This window comes from Tateyamaria sp., from assembly GCF_039945315.1.
Lineage (GTDB): Bacteria > Pseudomonadota > Alphaproteobacteria > Rhodobacterales > Rhodobacteraceae > Tateyamaria.
In genome coordinates, this window is record NZ_JBDUXB010000026.1 from 124,599 (window position 1) to 141,432 (window position 16,834).

Genomic DNA, 16,834 nt, shown 5'->3' on the forward strand with positions numbered 1-16,834 from the left:
CCGTCTACTTTCTGAAGCTATCCAGTGACACGACCTCGGCAGGCTTGCCGTCAGAGGCGTCACTTTCCTCGTCCGTGACGGGCATTGGCTTGGTCGCCGGCGTACTGGGCAGGATATCTGCCGAGGCTCCCGGCGTTGCAGTCCCGTCTTCGTCATCCTGCGTTTCAAAACGCAGGCCGAATTCGACGGAAGGGTCCACAAATGTCTTGATGGCATCGTAAGGTATATAGAGCGGCTCTGGCGCATCACCAAAATTCAGCGTCACGGCAAAACCGTCGTCGCCGACGTCCAGCTTCTCATACCAATGCTGCATTACCACCGTCATTTCACCGGGATAGCGATCGCTCAGCCAGTCAGCGAGTTCGGCATCTGGATGGCTCGTATCAAAAGTTATGAAAAAATGGTGCGAACCGGGCAAGCCGCGCTCGGCCACATCATCCAAAACTTTACGGATGAGGCCACGCATGGCCTCATGCATCAGGTTACCGTAATCAATGCTGCGGCTCATGGTTGTCCTCGCAAGCTTCGTCTTCAGCATATCCCTTTTCCACGCGGTGAAAAGAGGGGGTCGCGACAAAGCCTGATTTAAGTGAGCCCGATCAGCGAAAGACCGCATCCGGCCAGCGCCATAAGACCAAGTGTAGGTAATAGTTTCACGCGGGCTAGCAGCATTAGCACCATGGCCAGCGCCGTTAGTGCAACTGCCCATATATTAAGCGTGGCAACGTTCGGAACCGGAAGAGCAAGGTTGGGAACGGTGTCGACCTGTGCAAAAAACACGTGCAATGCAAACCAGACAGACAAATTGAGGATAACGCCCACAACGGCAGCCGTAATTCGCCCGAGCGCAGCAGCAAGGCGGGGCCGTGCTGAGATGTGATCGAGGTAGGGGCCAGCTGCAAAGATCCACAGAAAACATGGCGTAAAGGTCACCCACAGCGTCAGCGCACCTGCGGCCAGTGCCAGCCCCAATCCGCCTTGGGCGTAACCATCGAGCAGGGCCACAAACTCGGTCACCAAAATCAGAGGCCCCGGCGTGGTCTCGGCCAACCCAAGCGCATCAATCATCTGGGGCGTGGTAATCCAGCCGTAGTCCTGCACCACCGCTTGGGTCATGTACGCCAAAACCGCATAGGCTCCGCCAAAAGTAACGATAGCCAGTTTGGAAAAGAAGAGACCGATTTGAAGCAGGAATTCTTGTGCCGTCAGCCACAAAATGACCAATGGCGCGGCCCACAAACTGCCCCAAATCAGGACTGTTTGCGCCGTGCGCGCGCGGACAGGCGGAGGTGCGGCCTGCGCCGATGTCAGATCAGCAGTAATATAGCCATAAAGTCCGGCGGCGATCACGATGACCGGAAATGGCAGACCAAAGATAAACAGGGCCGCAAAGGCAATCCCGGCCAGCACCCATGCGGTCCGGTCGCTTAACGCTTTTTGCCCAAGGCGCAGCAAGGCCTGCAGAACAACCACGACGACCGTCGCCTTGATCCCCAAAAACGCAGCCTGAACCAGCGGCAAACCTCCGAACTGCACATAAAGCAGGGCGAGCGCCAGAATGACCAAAGCCCCTGGTACCACGAACAGCAAACCGGCCAATAGACCACCAGTGACACCGCGCAGTCGCCAGCCAGAGTAGGTCGCCAGCTGCATGGCCTCGGGACCGGGCAACAACATGCACAAGGATAAGGCACGTAAATACTGATCCTCGGTCAGCCATTTTTGGCGTGCGACCAGCGCGTCATGCATCAAAGCGATTTGCGCTGCGGGGCCGCCAAAGGACAACAGCCCAATACGCCCAAACACCGCAAACAACGACTGAAACGATGGCGCGTTCATTGCCCGCGTACGCCCGGCCAGTCGTGGCCCTCATCACCACCGTCGCGGGCCCAGCGATAAAGAGCATCGTAAAGACCAAGGCCCGCCTTGAGTTGATCCTGATCATCCCGATACTGGCGCGACAGACCAACTGACATGGCCAAAAGACCGGCCGCCTCTGGCGCCAGATCGTGGCGATTGGTGTCTGCGGCGCGGATCACCCGTGCCAGCCGGTCGAGGGCCGGGGAATGAAGCGCAAATTCGTCCAACATGGTTTCAAAGGTGCACGCATCGCCCCTATGGCTCCAAAACACGTCTTCAACGTCAAACGGAGTTGCGCCATAGCGATCAGCGACGCCCATCACTTCGCCCGGTGACACAAACAGAAAACGCGCATTGCGGTCCACGAAGCGGCGGATGAGCCATGGGCAGGCAATCCGGTCAATCTTGGGGCGATGACGTGTGACCCAAAGGGTCGCACCATCAACAGGCGCGGGCAGGGCGCTTGCTGGAACGCGGATCGTGTCCTTCATGTCACGCCAAGCGAACATACCGCCTTTTAGGTATTCGGCTCTGTGCCCGTCAGCGCGCAGGCGTGCCGCTAGTCCCTGAGAAAGTTTGATGCCGCGCTGACAGCATATCACACAAGGCGCATTCCCTAAGAGCTCTTTGAGCCCCTGCAGATCGGTATGGGGATGGCGGATTGATCCGGGGATCAGGAAAGGGTCATCGTCAAAATCAGGGTCAATCGAAATATCGACAATCACTGGTGCATCTGGTGCTCCGATGAGACGCAGGAGTTGAGGTGGGGTTATTTCGTTTGGGGCAGCCATGAGCATGCATCCTTGGATGTGGAAACATGCGAACGTTGGGCTTGGCGCCTCACGGGGTGTTCGCGTTTACCCCATGGTCATATATTGCCCGCACGCGCATTACCTCGTCAACCCGTGCTTTGCGAAGGGGGGTAGGTTGATGCACGGCGTCGCTTGGCGTTGGTAACGCATCCGCGAAAAGTGCTGTAATTCGGTTCGAGCATTGTGTTTCGAGTTCAAGCGGTAAGGCATTCCTTTCAGGCACTTGGCAATGCGAAGGCTATTGTGCGAGAGCTATCGCAGGACCGTGCCGCTCATCAGCAACGCATATGCGTCTTCAGGCAACTGATCGAGTTTTTAGAAAAACCCCAACAAGTCAAACTGAGGGTAGCTTTCGCTTAGCAACCCGTCTGTCTGACGGCATAGAATCTGCTGATACGCCGTCACGGGTTTGTCGGTCGCTCGAGAGACGCAAGAGATTTTCAGGAAAGCTGAACACCAGCTTCCATCGTCGATGCTGCTTAAAAAGGTCACTTCTTTGTCGCGAACCAGTGCGTCAAGAATCTGCATCCACTCACGGACTTCCTCCGGATCCACAGCGCGTTCTGGGATCAGAATATTGCCGGTCAAATCCGGCTGAAAGTAATCCGCAATACGGTCATAGTGCAGGTGTTCCCAGACGTCGGTGTAAAAACGACGCAAGATTGCGGATGTCGGCTCCACTAAATCGGTATCCGAATATATTTGATCGACTGCCTTGCGTAACTGTCTGTGAAATCCGCAACCGTCATCGCAAACGGGTTCCGCCCAACATCACAGCCATTGCGTTGTCTGGCAAAAGGCCCAACTGTTCGAAAAATGTAAGCGCATCCAGATTGCTATAGATTTCGATCATGCATTCACCGTCAAAACGCGCCATGACGTGGTTGAACACGTGGACCGGGTTGTTGTTGTCGATCGCGTGGCTCTTGATCTCGACGAGGGCAGACAGCCATTCGTTCTGTTCCATCATCTTGGGGGTTCTAACGGTTATCGGACCGAGGAGAGGCCGTACCATCGCAACCAACTCTTTCAATTCTTCCGCATCAAATTCGGTATCCCCCATGATCCCAAGGGTTCGGGCGCCTGGCGCGAACAAAGTATCCAGAGCGTCAAGATTTCCCTTAACCCACAATTCCTGAAAATAGGTCTCGAGTGTCTTGAGTTTGTGCGGCATCAGCCCTCGCCATATTTATAGTTTCGAAGGGCAAGATAGCGGCAGGTGCTTAAGAAAGGTTCAAGGCCGTCAAAGCTTTGAGCGAGTTAGCTGCTAGGTTCTCATTTTTGGAAAGTGCAGGCTTCTGTTGCCAGGTGCCTGCGAACCCCGCCTTAAGCTGCAAAGCGTAAGGACTTAATTTTCGATATTAGGAACAGCTTACGCTGCTACTGCCATCGGAGCACGATTGTCATTTGCAATTGTACAGTTTTCGCCGGTAACGGTGGCAGACAGCCGAGACAAAGCAAACCCCTTTAGACGTCCGTCGATCCTATTTCGACCCCATGATCCCAAATGAAAGGATGTTTGGTGGAGTCGCCGGGTACCGCCCCCGGGTCCGATCCGCTTATTACGAGCGCGTTTATGTCCATAGTCGCAAGCGACATCCCATATATAGTCAATCAACCTCATGATGAAAAGGGCAAGTGCGTTGATGCTTGATTCGTCCCAGCTAAAACTTGAGAAGTTGGCGGGCAATTTTTTCGGAAACAATTGCGCGTTAAGGTGGATGATTTTCGCGTCATGATAGCCAATCATCGCCAAGGCGGCACGAGGTGTTTTCCATTTTAAATCAGTTGCCTACCGCAGATTGCAATATGGCAAGAATATGGTGACTCAAGGCATTCGCCAAAGGCATACACAAAGCTACAAGTGAATTAACGACTGTCAGACATTTTCTGATTTTATGGTGAGGTAAATATAATGAAGCACTTTTTCACATCTGCGGTTCTGTCCGCAGGCCTTCTGTTTGGGGCCGTATCGGCATCGGCGTCATCTCTTCCAGCAGTGGATGGCAATTATGAGGGCAGCTACCGCCTTGCTGATGTCTTTACGCCAGACACGCACCGTTCGTTCACCCATGGGCTTTACCTGCCTGGTTTCCTTGGAGAAGAGTCTTGGACAATCGAAAGTGGTCGGGCTGAATACGACGGAACGGAATTGTCTCTAAAAGGTAAGGTAAAACAGACCACAGGCGGTTCAGACTATTTCTTGATTTCGACTTCAGCGTCTTCAAAACGTCGGACGAACCCACAAATCCTTACTGCGGCAGCAGCACTTGCAGCAATGCGACCCAACAAATGAAAGACAACGTCCAGTATTTCGACATGGGCAACAACCCAACGATGGGTCAAATCACTGGCGAAGGTGCTTTGAGTAGCGTTGTCATCGACGTTGTGATGCGCCCCCTGAATTTCCCGAACGACTACAAACCCGGTCAACTGGGGTACGGTGCCAACTGGTGGGATCAAGAATTCGGATATTCAAACTGGTTCAAGTATTCCGTCCTCAACAACACAAGCGGAGTGGGGCGCACTAGCAGCGACTGGAAAGGTGGCGACATCAATGTCAACTTGGTTCCAACGCCACTGCCCGCAGGTCTGCCTTTGGTCCTGACAGCTTTTGGGGGCCTGTACGTCCTGCGGCGTCGTCAAAAAGCGGCATAGCGCTTACAAAACTGTCGGATAGGCCGTCCTAAGGGGCGGCCTTTTTTTATGAAATATTGGCCCAAAGCAACCACACGGCCAACACGGCTTCGATGCCGCCAAACACGAGCACTTTGCCCACAGGAGGTTTGTCAAAAACCAACGACAGAACGCGACCCAACGCGGCGCCCGCGAAGGCAAAGCCGATCATTGCGTAACCCAAAGGTTGGCCGAGCCAGATCGCAGCAGCACCCGCTACGACGAACAGGCCGCCCACGCTGGCTCGCATTTCGCTTAGGCCCATGGTGCTGTCAGTGGGGGCGAGATCCAGAGCCGACGCAGTGTAGCGTGGCGCGAGAAACCCAAACAGGCCAAAGCCAATTGTCAAAAGAGCAGCGATCACATTCAGAATATCAATCATGTTTGTTAGCTAGCGCGCTCACCCCCATCAGGCAACCGAGCTTGGCCGACAGTGATCTCTGATCTCGATGTTAAGGTACGCAACCTTTTGGAGAGAACGCGATGACACGCATGACTGCCAAAGACTTCGATCCCAATATCCTCAAACTGTTCGACGGCTATGTGCACGGCGACATGAGTAAGCGCGATTTTCTGCGCGGAGCGGGCAAGTATCTCGCCGCCGGCGTATCAGCGACGGCGGTTCTGGAAAGCCTGCAACCCAACTACGCATTGGCTGAACAGGTATCCCCGGATGATCCCAGCATCGAGACGATGCGCATAACATACGACAGCCCGGATGGTCATGGTGCCATCGAAGGACTGATGGCCAAACCCGCTGGTGCCACAGGTAAGTTACCTGCCGTCCTTGTGATCCACGAAAACCGTGGTTTGAACCCCTATATCGAAGACGTAGTACGCCGCACGGCCAAGGCTGGTTACCTCGCCTTTGGCCCAGACGGTCTGTCCCCTTTGGGCGGTTATCCCGGCACAGACGATGAAGGGCGCGAGATGCAGCGTTCACTCGATCGCACTAAGTTGTTGCAGGATTTCTTTGCGGCCTACGAGTTCCTGACCACCCACGAAGGTTCGACAGGGAAAGTTGGCGCCGTGGGCTTCTGTTACGGCGGTGGTGTGTGCAATGCGTTGGCGGTTGCTTATCCTGACATGGCCGCATCTGTACCGTTTTACGGTCGCCAAGCAGCCTCTGAGGATGTCCCGAACATTCAGGCGCCACTGCTCTTGCACTACGGAGAGTTGGACGAGCCCATCAATGCTGGCTGGCCAGAGTTTGAGGCGGCTTTGAAAGCTGAAGGCAAGACCTACGAGGCGCACATCTACGCGGATGCGCCGCATGGGTTCCACAATGATACAACGCCGCGTTATGACCCTGACGCCGCAGCTCTGGCGTGGGAGCGGACCCTGAAGCATTTCGAGACGTACCTCACCTGACCGTTTGAACCAGCCCGGCGTGACTGCTGCTGGAGCACTCTGTCAGCAGCTTTGACGTCTTTGAAAACTCTTTGGTCGCGCAAAAATCGCGCGACCAAAGAGTTGTTCAGACCACCGAAAGGCACGCACATTGCGCTAGGTGGTTAACTCGCTGTGTCGTGCTGCCTTGTACCAGAGCTCCGACGGACCCCAGCCCGCGTCGTCCGGTCACGATCAGATCGGCGTTACATTCATTGGCATATTCGATCATCACATCTGCTGGATCGCCCAGTTTTTGAAGGGTTCCGGCCACTCTTTGGCCAGCATCGGCGGCAACCTGCGCGCCGTCAGCGAGAATCTTATCGCCGGCCGCCTGAACTTCATCCGGAGAGGGCATGGTGGTGGCAGCGTGATAGCCGGCCACGGCACCCATCGCAAAGGCAACGGTCTGCGGTTGGGGTGTGTGCACAAGGTGCAGAGCTGCGCCGTATTTTCCGGCCATGTCACAGGCCAGACGCAATGCATGCTGTGCGGGTTCCGATCCATCCAGCCCGACCACGATTGTTTTAAACATCTCCGTTCCTCCTCTGCTTCGATTGGGCTACAACATTAGGGATGGGACAGGCGGGGCGCCTTGATGTGGATCAACGCCCTGAGGCTGCGCCGGCACGCACGCATACCGGTCGAATCTCAGCCCCCGCCAACTGGAAAAGCAAAGAGCAACCTATGGATCACCAGCGCACCATCGCCACGATTTCGACCGCACTTGAGCATACAGGCGGCATCCAAGCGATGTTTCTGAGCGGCAGCCATGCCACCGGGCTGGCAGATACCTACAGTGACATCGACTTTGTCATGGTGGCGGAAGCTGGTGCGACGGACGCTGTGTCCGCCCTTTGGCGTGACGCCGTCGCGCAGACGGGGGAAATTGTGCTGTGGTGGGATCGCACCACTGTCCCCGTGCTGATCAATGCAATCACCGCCGATTGGACGCGCACCGATGTCATCATTCTGAAGCCGGACCAGATGGGGCACCAGACCCAAGCAGGGTTAAAACCGTTGTTCGATCACAAGGAACTGCACCGCACATTGGCCAAGGCGCCCAGCCCTGCGCAGCCCAATGCCAAAAAGCTCAGATATCAGATCGAAGAGTTCATTCGGATCCTCGGCCTGTTGCATCTCGCTGTGGGCCGCGCGGAGTACATCAACGGTGTGTTGGGCGTGTTCCATCTGCGTGCTGCACTGGTAGAGTTGATGATCGAGGAAACCTCTGCCCCAAATCGTGGTGGCATTTTGCATCTGAACCGGCTGATCACGGATGAACAGAAGGCAGTGTTAACCGGGATGCCAGCACCCGTACCGGACCGAGACAGCATGATCGCGGCACATCTTGCCTATGCGGCGGCTTTCCTGCCACGGGCCCGGATGCGTGCGCAGGCGTTGGGGATGGAGTGGCCCGAGCGGTTTGAAGAGGTAACGTGGGCCCGCTTGGGCAAAACTCTGAGCATTGAATGCCCCTATGATCGCGACTGATCTGCAGCCTTACGTCAGCGCGCCGTCTCCGGACAATGGGTCCGTGCCAAAACGATTGCCCCCATCGGTCCCCTTTTGAACGAAAAAGAACAGCAGGACGAGCGCCCCGATAATTGGAATGAAAATCAACAAATACCACCAGCCTGACTTGTCCAGATCGTGAAGCCGGCGCACGCCGGCAGCGATCGAGGGGATCAACATGCCAAGTGAAAACAGGCCTCCGAGGACCGAATATTGTTGGCCGTCCAGGGTGGTACCGAACAGCAGGCTGTCGACCAAAGACAGAACGAAGTTCCCGAGAAAAACGAACAATGCAAACCACCAAAATTCAGAGCGCGCCGCGCGTCCACCGAAGTTGGCGTAGTTTGACAAACACTTTTTGACCGCGTCTTGAAATCCCATTGTTCTCATCCTTTGAATAATGCGCACTTTTTCGCCCGTGCAGACAAACGCTTTGATCAGTTTATGTGTTCTGTTTTTTTGCTCAAGCGTTTTGACTTGTATCGACAGGTTCGGCGCCGACTCATAATGCCGTCCAGACCCCGACGACACCCACCACAACAAGGCTGAGCGCCCAGACCAGTTCCAGATCGAACCAGCTGCGCGACAGGAATTGCAGACCCAGCCAGCGGTGCACGGCATAAGCCAGAGCTCCCCCGGAGCTGATCATCGCGACTGTGTGCAAAACGGCGACCCCAAGGGCAAGGGCTGTGGTGGCCATGAGCGCTGAGGCAGCGCGGTGGCCTGCATCCAGCTCGTCCAGCGCGCAGAGGCCTAGATAGATCGGTACGAGCATCAACGCTGCTCCGTGGGCCAGTGCCACAAGGAAAGACCACAGCGCGAGGCGATGCGGCGGGATGCGGGCCAAGAATCGCGGGTGGCTGCGGGTGATGGCAAGGTAGAGGCCCATTGCAATCACGATGATCCCCGCACCGATGCGGATTTCGCGCTGGTAGTCGATCAACAGCGTCATCATCGAGAACGGCAAAAGAATGCCCAGCATAGCCGCGAAATGCCCGACGGACAGCGCCCCAAGAGCAGGCCACAGTGCGCTACGCCGACGCTCAAAAAGCGCCGACGACACGGCCAACGGCCAGCCCATGCCAGGGTTGAGGCCGTGATACAGGCCAGAAAGGATCACGGCGAGCCAGAGGCCCGCCGCGGTCGTGAGGTCCATTCAGGCCCCCATCTTAGACTGAAGGATAGCAGAAACTATCCGTCGAACAGTCGCCACCCTCCAGCCGGATCTGGTGGCTGCGATAGCCTTCTGGGAAGTCCACATAGAAATCCTCCGCCAGTGTCAGGCCACCGTTTTCACCCACATGTGCCATGACCATCTGTCCACCTTCGTCATCCGGGTAGAATTGATCGTCCCATGTCGAATACAGCGAGTTGGTCCAATAGACCCGTTTGCCATCTCGGCTGATCTCGACCATTTGCGGCCCGTAAACAAAAGGCTTGCCGTTGGGATGCTTGGTCTTTTTGACGATGCCGCCAACATCAACCTTGCCCGCAAGGACAGGGTTCATCGGATCAGATACGTCGTACTGGTGCATTTCACCCAAGCCCCAGCAGGCGACATACAGGTACTTGTCGTCCATGCTCAGGTCGATGTCGGTGACCAGAGGTGGGCACGCGCCAAAGCCTTTCAACAACTCAGGCAAATCGTCCGCATCCGCAGGGACAGGATCAATGGTTATGGTCTTTTTCGCCTGCCATTCTCCGTTGTCATCCTTCCACCACGTGAAGATCGCACCTTGCAGGTTCGTGGTGTCGACCACCACGCCGCAGAACCCGTATTCCTTGATCGGGTCATGAGCAGGGCGGATTTCCAAGGCCATCTGGTGGTTTTCGCCCAGATCAATGGACTTGGCGACTTTGCGCGCGCGCAAATCCCAGAAGTGGATCGTATGGCCATACTTGTTGGACAGCAGATCTTCGGCAACGATGCCGTTCTCGAACTGCGGAGGCAGGCCCCATTCAGAGCTGACCATGTAGTCGCGCGGCAGGTTCCACCAGAAGTCATAGTGCTTGTCCTGAATACCACGGTCCATCTCGTACCGGCCTTGGATCTCGAAGGTCTGGCAATCCATGATGAAGATGCCGGGAGGTCCATCCGTGCCGTCCTCGCCACCGCCACCTAGGGTCGAGACATAGATGCCTTCGGGTCCGCAGTGGATGGTGTGGGGGCGGGAATAGCCCGTCTTGGCCATCAACTCATCGGCTTCGATGGTTTTGTGGATTTTCATGTCCATCGGGTCTTTGACATCAATGATGTAGATGCGGGACGAACGGATACCCGGGATGATCAGATAGCGGCGTTCTAAAAACGCGTGACCCGTAAGGGGAGACAGAGAAGATGAACAGGCGTTCCAGCCAAAGTGGTGGAATTCATCACCAAGGTTCGGAACATAGACAGAATTCACAATCTCGCCGTAAGTGTCGGAGGTCGGGTCTAAGTCCACGACAGCGACACCATCAGGTTTGGAAAAATCCGGGCTCAGCATCAGTGTAAAGCCGAGCTTTTCGACCGGGGCCTCCATGGCCATCTTGGGTGAGGGGTAAAATGTTGGATCTGGTCTTAAATTCATATCGTCCTCCCTGACGTTATGGTGAGTATCAGTGCCTTAGGCCCGCTGGCGTTCTTGACGACGCGTCGGGGGACTTCAGGCGGTCGTGCTCTCCTTTTCTGCGGCCTTTCTTGCACGGGCATCGGCCACGTTTTGTGCCAGTTCCCGAGTATAGGCTTCTAGTTTGACAAGTGTTTGGTCGGTACGCGCGGCGTCTTTGTGCGTCAACGCGTCAGCCAGTTCGGTGTGCAGAGCCACGATGGCTTCGCGCGACCGGGCGGAAAACGTGATCATGTTCATCAGGGGCTGCATCGCCTCGACCGCACCGGCCAGTTGATAGCTGAGCACTTTGTTGCCAGCCCCATCGACCAAAGCCCGGTGAAACGTAACGTCTGAGGCGCAAAACGCCTCGTCAGACAAATCTGGCTGGGACTGGCGATGGATTTCGGCGCGCATAGTGGCCAGTTGATCGGGCGTGCGCCGCTGTGCGGACATTGGCGCGCAGGCACGCTCCAACGCATACCGGGCCTCACAGGCCACATCAAAGCTGACCGCGTTCATAGACAAAAGAAGGGTCGAGGTTGTGACCTGTTGTGTATACGCCTCGGCGTAGCGCAGCCGATTGACGAAGGCGCCGCCGGTTGCCCCACGTTGGGTGCGGATCAGGGATTGAGCGGCCAGACGCTTCAGTGCTTCGCGCACTGTTGGGCGGGACACATCGAATTGATCGGCCAGTTCAGCTTCAGACGGAAGGCGCTGATCTACGATCAAATCCCCCGCAACTATGGCATCGCGGATGGCGGTGGCGATCTGGGCTGGTAGGTCTTTGGATGAATTGGGATCAATTTTCATTTGTCATACATATTAATGTCTGACATTTAATCTGGCAAGCTTTGAGTCGGCCAATGTCAGGGAGGGCATATGTCGCATCTTGTTCGCTCAACCCTGTGGCTGGGCTTTTTCGGCGCAATTCTTGCGTCATGGTGGGTCATGTATTCGATGTCCGCGGACATGGATGTCGACCTGCTGGGCCGTCCTGGCGAAATGGGCGCGCGGATGGCCGCGATGGACCCGCGTATGCCGATGTACATGCCGATGGCGAATTTTGGCCCGCTGTTCTGGATGTGGGCGATCATGATGGCGGCGATGATGTTGCCGACGCTGGTGCCAACCTTGCAGAGTTATGAGCGCCTAATGGTGTCGGCAAACGGCACGCGATCCGGGTGGCTGGGTGTCATTGCGGGCTACCTCATTGTCTGGGTTGGGTTTGCTGCAATTATCTCAAGCGTGCAGCTGGGTCTGCTTTATGGCGGCGTGATCGACATGCTGGGCATCGCCAAGACCAATGTGTTTGCCGGGCTGCTGCTGGTGTCCGTGGGCGCCTTCCAGTTCACCCGCGCCAAGGAAATCTGCCATGGCGTGTGCCACAGCCCCATGATGTATTTCATGGGACACTGGAAAACCGGACTCTGGGGCGGCTTGCGCATGGGTCTTGGCCTTGGGGCGTTCTGTGTGGGCTGCTGCTGGGGCTTTATGGCGCTTGGGTTTGTGGGGGGGGTGATGTCGCTGGCCTGGATGGGCCTCGCCACTCTGTTCATGGTACTCGAAAAACTGCCCCAGATCGGGCATGCTGTGACGAAACCAATGGGGGCGATCCTGATCGCCGCCGGGCTGGCCGTGTTGGCGTGGCCCTACATCGGAGGACTATGAGATGGCTGTGAAAAAACGCCCCAATGCGGACAGGCTGCCCATCAGCCAGCGGATCGACAGCCGCATGCCCAATCCGGGCCGTCGACAGATGACACCCACCGAGTGGGCGATCAAGGGCGAATTGTTCATGAACTGTTCATGCACTGTGTTTTGCCCATGCGTTGTCAGCCTTGGAAAACACCCGCCTACAGAAGGGCACTGTTATGCATGGATGGCGATTGCCATCGACGAAGGCCACTTTGAGGGCGAAGATCTGGCGGGGCTGAATGTCGGTCTGATGGTCGAGATCCCGGGACTGATGGCCGAGGGCGGCTGGAAGGTCGCAGCCTATGTCGACGAACGCGCAAGCGGTAAGGCCTATAACGGCATCCTGCAGATTTTTTCAGGTGTTGCAGGCGGCACAACAGGCCTTTTCACCATGCTGGTCAGTGACATCGTGGGGGCCGAGCGCGAAAAGGTCGAAATCGTGCGAGACGGGAAAAAGCGCGGGCTGTATATCGGGCGCAAGATCCAAGGCGAAATCGAGATGATTGAGGGGGCCAGCCCGGATCATCCCGTCATGCTGACCAACAACAAATACTGGATGGGCCCGGATATCATCGCCGCACGGGGCACCAAATCCAAAGTGCGTGACTATGGCCGTATCTGGGACTTTGGTGGAAAATCGGCCGAGATTTGCCCGATTGATTGGAAAGGCCCCAAACCTTGATCGAGGCGGAGTATGTCCGGACCATGGCCCGCTACAATGCGTGGCAGAACCGTCAGTTGACGCAAGTCCTGACGGAGGTGGACGATGATACTCTTTATGCGGATCGAGGTTCCTTTTTCGGATCTATTATGGCAACGCTCAACCATATCCTATGGGCCGACACCATCTGGATGAGCCGGTTTCACGATCGTATTCCGGCACCGGATCCGAACGGTCCGTCCCATCTTGAATACACACCAACTTTTGGGGTGTGGACCGCTGAACGCTTTCGGATGGATGGGGCAATTCGGATGTGGGCCGACACGTTGCGCACACTGGACATGAAGCGTCGTTTGTCTTGGTATTCCGGCACCTTAGAGCGGAGCATGAAGCAACCACTTGAAGTCTGTGTGGCGCATATGTTCAACCATCAAACCCATCACCGCGGGCAGGTCCATGCGATGATGACAGCCGCCGGACTCAAGGCTCCGGTCAGTGACATTATCTTTATGCCAGAGGATGAATGATGGCAGTCATTTCCCCATCGCGCCGCCTGCGCCGCACTCCGTTTTCTGACGGCGTCGAAGCCGCCGGTGTAAAAGCCTACACCGTTTACAATCGCATGCTCTTGCCCACGGTATTTGAGAGTGTTGAGGCTGACTACCGGCACCTTAAAGACCACGTGCAGGTCTGGGATGTGGCCGTCGAACGTCAGGTTGAACTGCGCGGCCCGGATGCGGGTCGCCTGATGCAGATGCTAACTCCGCGCGATTTGCGCCGCATGTTGCCCGGCCAGTGTTACTACGTGCCCATCGTGGATGAGACAGGGGGCATGCTGAACGATCCGGTGGCCGTAAAGCTCAGCGAGGACCGCTGGTGGATATCGATCGCGGATTCTGACCTGCTACTCTGGGTCAAGGGGATCGCCAATGGCTATCGCCTTGACGTGCTTGTGGACGAACCCGATGTCTCTCCGCTCGCGATTCAAGGGCCCAAAGCCGATGATCTGATGGCACGCGTCTTTGGCGACCGTATTCGCGACATCCGGTTCTTCAAGTTCGACATGTTCCAGTTCATGGACAAGGACCTTGCCATCGCGCGCTCGGGCTATTCCAAACAGGGTGGTTTCGAGATTTATGTGGACGGTACAGAGATCGGCATGCCGCTATGGAATGCGCTGTTCGAAGCGGGCGAAGACCTGAACGTCCGCGCCGGGTGTCCCAACGGGATCGAGCGCATCGAGGCGGGCCTTTTATCTTATGGCAATGACATGACCGACGACAACACGCCGCATGAATGTGGACTGGGCCGGTTTTGCGACACCCAGACGGCCATTGGTTGTATCGGACGCGATGCACTGTTGCGCGTGACCAAGGAAGGTCCGGTACAGGAAATCCGACCAATCTCGATCGATGGAGACGCTGTTGGTCCATGTGATCGCCCTTGGCCCATCTTTGCAGGCGGCCGCCGCGTGGGGCAGGTGACAAGTGCCGCCTGGTCGCCGGATTTCAGCACCAATGTGTCCATTGGTATGGTCCGCATGACCCACTGGGATCCCGGCACACCGTTGGAAGTTGAAACTCCGGATGGTATGCGCCGCGCGATGGTTCAGGAGTCATTCTGGTTGTGACCAGCGGGACTTGGGCGTCGCCCATGACCTCGCGGTATGTTTAGTCAAAAGAAGTTCGGATCACAGGTCCGCACGCACATGGAGAACGATATGTTTAATGCACTGGTGGTGAATAAGGACGAAGAAAGCGGAAAGACATCCGCTTCGGTCGCGCAGTTGGGTCTGGATGATCTGCCCACCGGTGAGGTGACCGTCGCGGTCGAGTACTCCACCGTCAACTACAAAGACGGGCTGTGCATTGGTCCCGGTGGCGGTCTGGTGCGTAAATATCCGCATGTGCCAGGCATCGACTTTGCCGGCACCGTGGAGGCCTCCGACGACGACCGCTATGCCCCCGGTGACAAGGTCGTGCTGACCGGATGGCGTGTGGGTGAGGCCCATTGGGGTGGATATTCACAAAAGGCGCGAGTGAAGGCCGACTGGCTGGTACCGCTGCCGAGTGGCCTCGACACGCGTCAAGCGATGGCCGTTGGCACTGCCGGGTTCACGGCCATGCTGGCTGTCATGGCGCTGGAAGATCATGGTATCAAGGCTGGTCCGGTGCTGGTCACAGGTGCGGCTGGTGGCGTTGGATCCGTGGCGACGGCCATTCTCGCCAATCTCGGCTACAAGGTTGCTGGTGTGACGGGGCGGCCTGAAACTGCTGACTATCTGACGTCCTTGGGCGCCAGCCAAATCGTGGCCCGTGAAGAGATCAACGAAACCACCAAGCGCCCGCTTGAGGGCGAGACGTGGGGCGGCTGCGTCGATGCTGTTGGCGGCGCAATGCTGGCCCGTGTCTTGGGACAAATGGAGTATGGCGCAAGCGTCGCCGCAGTCGGCCTTGCTGGCGGTGCCGGACTGCCGGCAACAGTCATTCCTTTCCTGCTGCGCGGTGTGAACCTGTTGGGAATCGACTCCGTGATGCAACCCTACGACAACCGGGTGCGGGCATGGGAGCGTGTCGCCACGGATCTGCCGATGGACAAACTTGAGGCGATGATCCAGCTCGCCACGCTTTCGGACTTGCCGCAACTCGGCTCTGACATCCTAAAAGGCCAAGTCAAAGGCCGTGTGGTCGTTGACCTCAACGCCTAAGGCTGAAGCAGTGGGTCAGCCTTAAGTAGGCTGGCCCGATTAGCGTAGCTCTTTTTTAATACATGCGAAATTGGGGGTACGACGAGGGCCGTTGCGTGCTTGTTCGATGCTCGAGCTACAGCGGATGTGGCAGGTTTTCCGGGTTGGACGGACCCGGCGCCAAAATCACATCTGCACCTTTACAAAGACAGTATCGGCGCAACCTAAACACTGGGCATCTTAACGCGCGCCCGATAACCTGCCGGCAACGTCACCTGCACAAAAGACAAGAGACATTGCCATGACCGCCTATGACGACCAGAATATCTTTGCCAAAATCCTGCGTGGCGAAATCCCATCCTTCAAAGTGTATGAGGATGACGAAACGTTGTGTTTCATGGACATCATGCCGCGCACCGACGGGCACTGTTTGGTGATCCCCAAGACGCCATGTCGCAATGTGCTGGATGCAAGTGACGAACAACTGGCCGCCGTCATGGCGACAGTAAAAAAGGTGTCCAATGCGGCCAAGGGTGCTTTTGACGCTGAAGGGATCACCTTGCAGCAGTTCAATGAAGCCGCAGGTGGGCAAGAGGTGTTCCATCTGCATTTTCACATCCATCCGCGCCATTCAGGTGTGCCGATGCGCCCCGCCGGACAGATGGGCGATATGGATGCCATCAAGCAGCACGCCCAACGGATCAGTGCTCAGTTGTGAAAACGTGAAACGTGTGCCGCTATTGCACGCTTTGCTTCATCTACGCACACAACGTATTTTTGTCTGGGCGGATCTACTAAGTGCTGGTTGTGAACGACACAAACCACCGCAACCGCACAAAACCTTATCCACGCTCTTCGGAGCAGGAAATCCAATTGACGAACCAAAATCTGAAGAATTTGGGCTAAATTTCAGTATCGGTCGAAAAATGCCGATTTGGAGCCCATAGCG

The 16,834-nt window shown here is 56.4% G+C and carries 21 protein-coding genes and 1 other RNA gene; 10 read left to right on the forward strand and 12 right to left on the reverse strand.

Features of this window, described 5'->3' with window-relative positions; all coding sequences use genetic code 11:
• Positions 1-4: 4 nt before the first annotated feature.
• The 6 genes from ABJD00_RS07320 to ssrA form a co-directional block, all read right to left on the reverse strand.
• Entirely contained in the window at positions 5-508 is a 504-nt protein-coding gene (locus ABJD00_RS07320; RefSeq protein WP_413831503.1) for an SspB family protein, read from the reverse strand.
• 77 nt (positions 509-585) lie between these two features.
• On the reverse strand, positions 586-1,839 hold the full coding sequence (gene chrA / locus ABJD00_RS07325) for a chromate efflux transporter (protein WP_413831505.1): 1,254 nt from the start codon (positions 1,837-1,839) through the stop codon (positions 586-588).
• The gene (locus tag ABJD00_RS07330; RefSeq protein WP_413831507.1) at positions 1,836-2,651 is read right to left on the reverse strand and encodes a chromate resistance protein ChrB domain-containing protein; all 816 of its coding nucleotides are present in this window, start codon (positions 2,649-2,651) and stop codon (positions 1,836-1,838) included. Before ABJD00_RS07330 ends, chrA begins: the two co-directional genes overlap by 4 nt.
• Positions 2,652-2,987: 336 nt before the next feature.
• The gene (locus ABJD00_RS07335; protein WP_413831509.1) at positions 2,988-3,353 is read right to left on the reverse strand and encodes a hypothetical protein; all 366 of its coding nucleotides are present in this window, start codon (positions 3,351-3,353) and stop codon (positions 2,988-2,990) included.
• Positions 3,354-3,417: 64 nt separating this feature from the next.
• Positions 3,418-3,846: a hypothetical protein gene (locus tag ABJD00_RS07340; RefSeq protein ID WP_413831511.1), complete on the reverse strand. Its 429-nt coding sequence runs from the start codon at positions 3,844-3,846 to the stop codon at positions 3,418-3,420.
• A gap of 113 nt (positions 3,847-3,959) precedes the next feature.
• Positions 3,960-4,308: a transfer-messenger RNA gene (ssrA, locus tag ABJD00_RS07345) on the reverse strand.
• A gap of 279 nt (positions 4,309-4,587) precedes the next feature.
• On the opposite strand from ssrA, the gene ABJD00_RS07350 reads away from it, so the two are divergent.
• Together ABJD00_RS07350 and ABJD00_RS07355 are read left to right on the forward strand one after the other, a co-directional pair.
• Positions 4,588-4,968 carry a hypothetical protein gene (locus ABJD00_RS07350; protein ID WP_413831513.1) on the forward strand — a complete coding sequence of 127 codons (381 nt, stop codon included), beginning with the start codon at positions 4,588-4,590 and terminating at the stop codon, positions 4,966-4,968.
• A complete protein-coding gene (locus tag ABJD00_RS07355; RefSeq protein WP_413831515.1) occupies positions 4,965-5,330 on the forward strand; it encodes a VPLPA-CTERM sorting domain-containing protein in 366 nt (121 codons plus the stop codon). Before ABJD00_RS07350 ends, ABJD00_RS07355 begins: the two co-directional genes overlap by 4 nt.
• A 46-nt stretch (positions 5,331-5,376) precedes the next feature.
• Here the strand turns inward: ABJD00_RS07355 and ABJD00_RS07360 are convergent, their stop codons facing one another.
• Positions 5,377-5,730 carry a DUF4345 family protein gene (locus ABJD00_RS07360; RefSeq protein ID WP_413831517.1) on the reverse strand — a complete coding sequence of 118 codons (354 nt, stop codon included), beginning with the start codon at positions 5,728-5,730 and terminating at the stop codon, positions 5,377-5,379.
• Between the two features lie 101 nt (positions 5,731-5,831).
• On the opposite strand from ABJD00_RS07360, the gene yghX reads away from it, so the two are divergent.
• Entirely contained in the window at positions 5,832-6,719 is an 888-nt protein-coding gene (yghX, locus tag ABJD00_RS07365; protein WP_413831519.1) for a YghX family hydrolase, read from the forward strand.
• 106 nt (positions 6,720-6,825) lie between these two features.
• Here yghX and ABJD00_RS07370 read toward each other — a convergent pair whose 3' ends face one another.
• Positions 6,826-7,272: a universal stress protein gene (locus ABJD00_RS07370; protein ID WP_413831521.1), complete on the reverse strand. Its 447-nt coding sequence runs from the start codon at positions 7,270-7,272 to the stop codon at positions 6,826-6,828.
• 152 nt (positions 7,273-7,424) lie between these two features.
• Between ABJD00_RS07370 and ABJD00_RS07375 the strand changes: the two genes are divergently transcribed.
• On the forward strand, positions 7,425-8,231 hold the full coding sequence (locus tag ABJD00_RS07375; protein ID WP_413831523.1) for a nucleotidyltransferase domain-containing protein: 807 nt from the start codon (positions 7,425-7,427) through the stop codon (positions 8,229-8,231).
• A 9-nt stretch (positions 8,232-8,240) separates the two neighbouring features.
• Here the strand turns inward: ABJD00_RS07375 and ABJD00_RS07380 are convergent, their stop codons facing one another.
• The 4 genes from ABJD00_RS07380 to ABJD00_RS07395 all read right to left on the reverse strand — a co-directional run bounded on the left by ABJD00_RS07380 (position 8,241) and on the right by ABJD00_RS07395 (position 11,653).
• Positions 8,241-8,633: a DUF805 domain-containing protein gene (locus ABJD00_RS07380; RefSeq protein ID WP_413831525.1), complete on the reverse strand. Its 393-nt coding sequence runs from the start codon at positions 8,631-8,633 to the stop codon at positions 8,241-8,243.
• 121 nt (positions 8,634-8,754) lie between these two features.
• Entirely contained in the window at positions 8,755-9,408 is a 654-nt protein-coding gene (locus ABJD00_RS07385; RefSeq protein WP_413831527.1) for a hypothetical protein, read from the reverse strand.
• A 13-nt stretch (positions 9,409-9,421) separates the two neighbouring features.
• On the reverse strand, positions 9,422-10,822 hold the full coding sequence (locus tag ABJD00_RS07390; protein ID WP_413831529.1) for a selenium-binding protein SBP56-related protein: 1,401 nt from the start codon (positions 10,820-10,822) through the stop codon (positions 9,422-9,424).
• Positions 10,823-10,897: 75 nt separating this feature from the next.
• Positions 10,898-11,653, reverse strand: a complete 756-nt coding sequence (locus ABJD00_RS07395; protein WP_413831531.1) for a FadR/GntR family transcriptional regulator — start codon at positions 11,651-11,653, stop codon at positions 10,898-10,900.
• Between the two features lie 69 nt (positions 11,654-11,722).
• On the opposite strand from ABJD00_RS07395, the gene ABJD00_RS07400 reads away from it, so the two are divergent.
• From ABJD00_RS07400 to ABJD00_RS07425, 6 genes are all read left to right on the forward strand, one after another.
• Positions 11,723-12,511, forward strand: a complete 789-nt coding sequence (locus tag ABJD00_RS07400; RefSeq protein WP_413831533.1) for a DUF2182 domain-containing protein — start codon at positions 11,723-11,725, stop codon at positions 12,509-12,511.
• Position 12,512: 1 nt separating this feature from the next.
• Positions 12,513-13,220, forward strand: a complete 708-nt coding sequence (locus tag ABJD00_RS07405; protein WP_413831535.1) for a DUF1326 domain-containing protein — start codon at positions 12,513-12,515, stop codon at positions 13,218-13,220.
• 23 nt (positions 13,221-13,243) lie between these two features.
• Positions 13,244-13,726, forward strand: coding sequence for a DinB family protein (locus ABJD00_RS07410; protein WP_413858158.1), 483 nt, complete (start codon positions 13,244-13,246; stop codon positions 13,724-13,726).
• Entirely contained in the window at positions 13,726-14,829 is a 1,104-nt protein-coding gene (locus tag ABJD00_RS07415) for a dimethylsulfoniopropionate demethylase (RefSeq protein ID WP_413831539.1), read from the forward strand. Before ABJD00_RS07410 ends, ABJD00_RS07415 begins: the two co-directional genes overlap by 1 nt.
• A 90-nt stretch (positions 14,830-14,919) precedes the next feature.
• Entirely contained in the window at positions 14,920-15,906 is a 987-nt protein-coding gene (gene acuI, locus ABJD00_RS07420; protein WP_413831541.1) for an acryloyl-CoA reductase, read from the forward strand.
• 280 nt (positions 15,907-16,186) lie between these two features.
• On the forward strand, positions 16,187-16,603 hold the full coding sequence (locus ABJD00_RS07425; protein WP_413831543.1) for an HIT family protein: 417 nt from the start codon (positions 16,187-16,189) through the stop codon (positions 16,601-16,603).
• The last annotated feature ends 231 nt before the right edge of the window (positions 16,604-16,834 follow it).

Bases quoted from the DNA above. Each gene is read 5' to 3' on its own strand.
- ABJD00_RS07370 (WP_413831521.1), bottom strand. From the start codon at position 7,272: ATGTTTAAAACAATCGTGGTCGGGCTGGATGGATCGGAACCCGCACAG.
- ABJD00_RS07410 (WP_413858158.1), top strand. From the start codon at position 13,244: ATGGCCCGCTACAATGCGTGGCAGAACCGTCAGTTGACGCAAGTCCTG.
- ABJD00_RS07385 (WP_413831527.1), bottom strand. From the start codon at position 9,408: ATGGACCTCACGACCGCGGCGGGCCTCTGGCTCGCCGTGATCCTTTCT.
- ABJD00_RS07375 (WP_413831523.1), top strand. From the start codon at position 7,425: ATGGATCACCAGCGCACCATCGCCACGATTTCGACCGCACTTGAGCAT.
- ABJD00_RS07330 (WP_413831507.1), bottom strand. From the start codon at position 2,651: ATGGCTGCCCCAAACGAAATAACCCCACCTCAACTCCTGCGTCTCATC.
- ABJD00_RS07350 (WP_413831513.1), top strand. From the start codon at position 4,588: ATGAAGCACTTTTTCACATCTGCGGTTCTGTCCGCAGGCCTTCTGTTT.
- acuI (WP_413831541.1), top strand. From the start codon at position 14,920: ATGTTTAATGCACTGGTGGTGAATAAGGACGAAGAAAGCGGAAAGACA.
- ABJD00_RS07320 (WP_413831503.1), bottom strand. From the start codon at position 508: ATGAGCCGCAGCATTGATTACGGTAACCTGATGCATGAGGCCATGCGT.
- ABJD00_RS07415 (WP_413831539.1), top strand. From the start codon at position 13,726: ATGGCAGTCATTTCCCCATCGCGCCGCCTGCGCCGCACTCCGTTTTCT.
- chrA (WP_413831505.1), bottom strand. From the start codon at position 1,839: ATGAACGCGCCATCGTTTCAGTCGTTGTTTGCGGTGTTTGGGCGTATT.
- ABJD00_RS07400 (WP_413831533.1), top strand. From the start codon at position 11,723: ATGTCGCATCTTGTTCGCTCAACCCTGTGGCTGGGCTTTTTCGGCGCA.
- ABJD00_RS07390 (WP_413831529.1), bottom strand. From the start codon at position 10,822: ATGAATTTAAGACCAGATCCAACATTTTACCCCTCACCCAAGATGGCC.
- ABJD00_RS07355 (WP_413831515.1), top strand. From the start codon at position 4,965: ATGAAAGACAACGTCCAGTATTTCGACATGGGCAACAACCCAACGATG.
- ABJD00_RS07425 (WP_413831543.1), top strand. From the start codon at position 16,187: ATGACCGCCTATGACGACCAGAATATCTTTGCCAAAATCCTGCGTGGC.
- ABJD00_RS07360 (WP_413831517.1), bottom strand. From the start codon at position 5,730: ATGATTGATATTCTGAATGTGATCGCTGCTCTTTTGACAATTGGCTTT.
- ABJD00_RS07395 (WP_413831531.1), bottom strand. From the start codon at position 11,653: ATGAAAATTGATCCCAATTCATCCAAAGACCTACCAGCCCAGATCGCC.
- ABJD00_RS07380 (WP_413831525.1), bottom strand. From the start codon at position 8,633: ATGGGATTTCAAGACGCGGTCAAAAAGTGTTTGTCAAACTACGCCAAC.
- ABJD00_RS07405 (WP_413831535.1), top strand. From the start codon at position 12,513: ATGGCTGTGAAAAAACGCCCCAATGCGGACAGGCTGCCCATCAGCCAG.
- yghX (WP_413831519.1), top strand. From the start codon at position 5,832: ATGACACGCATGACTGCCAAAGACTTCGATCCCAATATCCTCAAACTG.
- ABJD00_RS07340 (WP_413831511.1), bottom strand. From the start codon at position 3,846: ATGCCGCACAAACTCAAGACACTCGAGACCTATTTTCAGGAATTGTGG.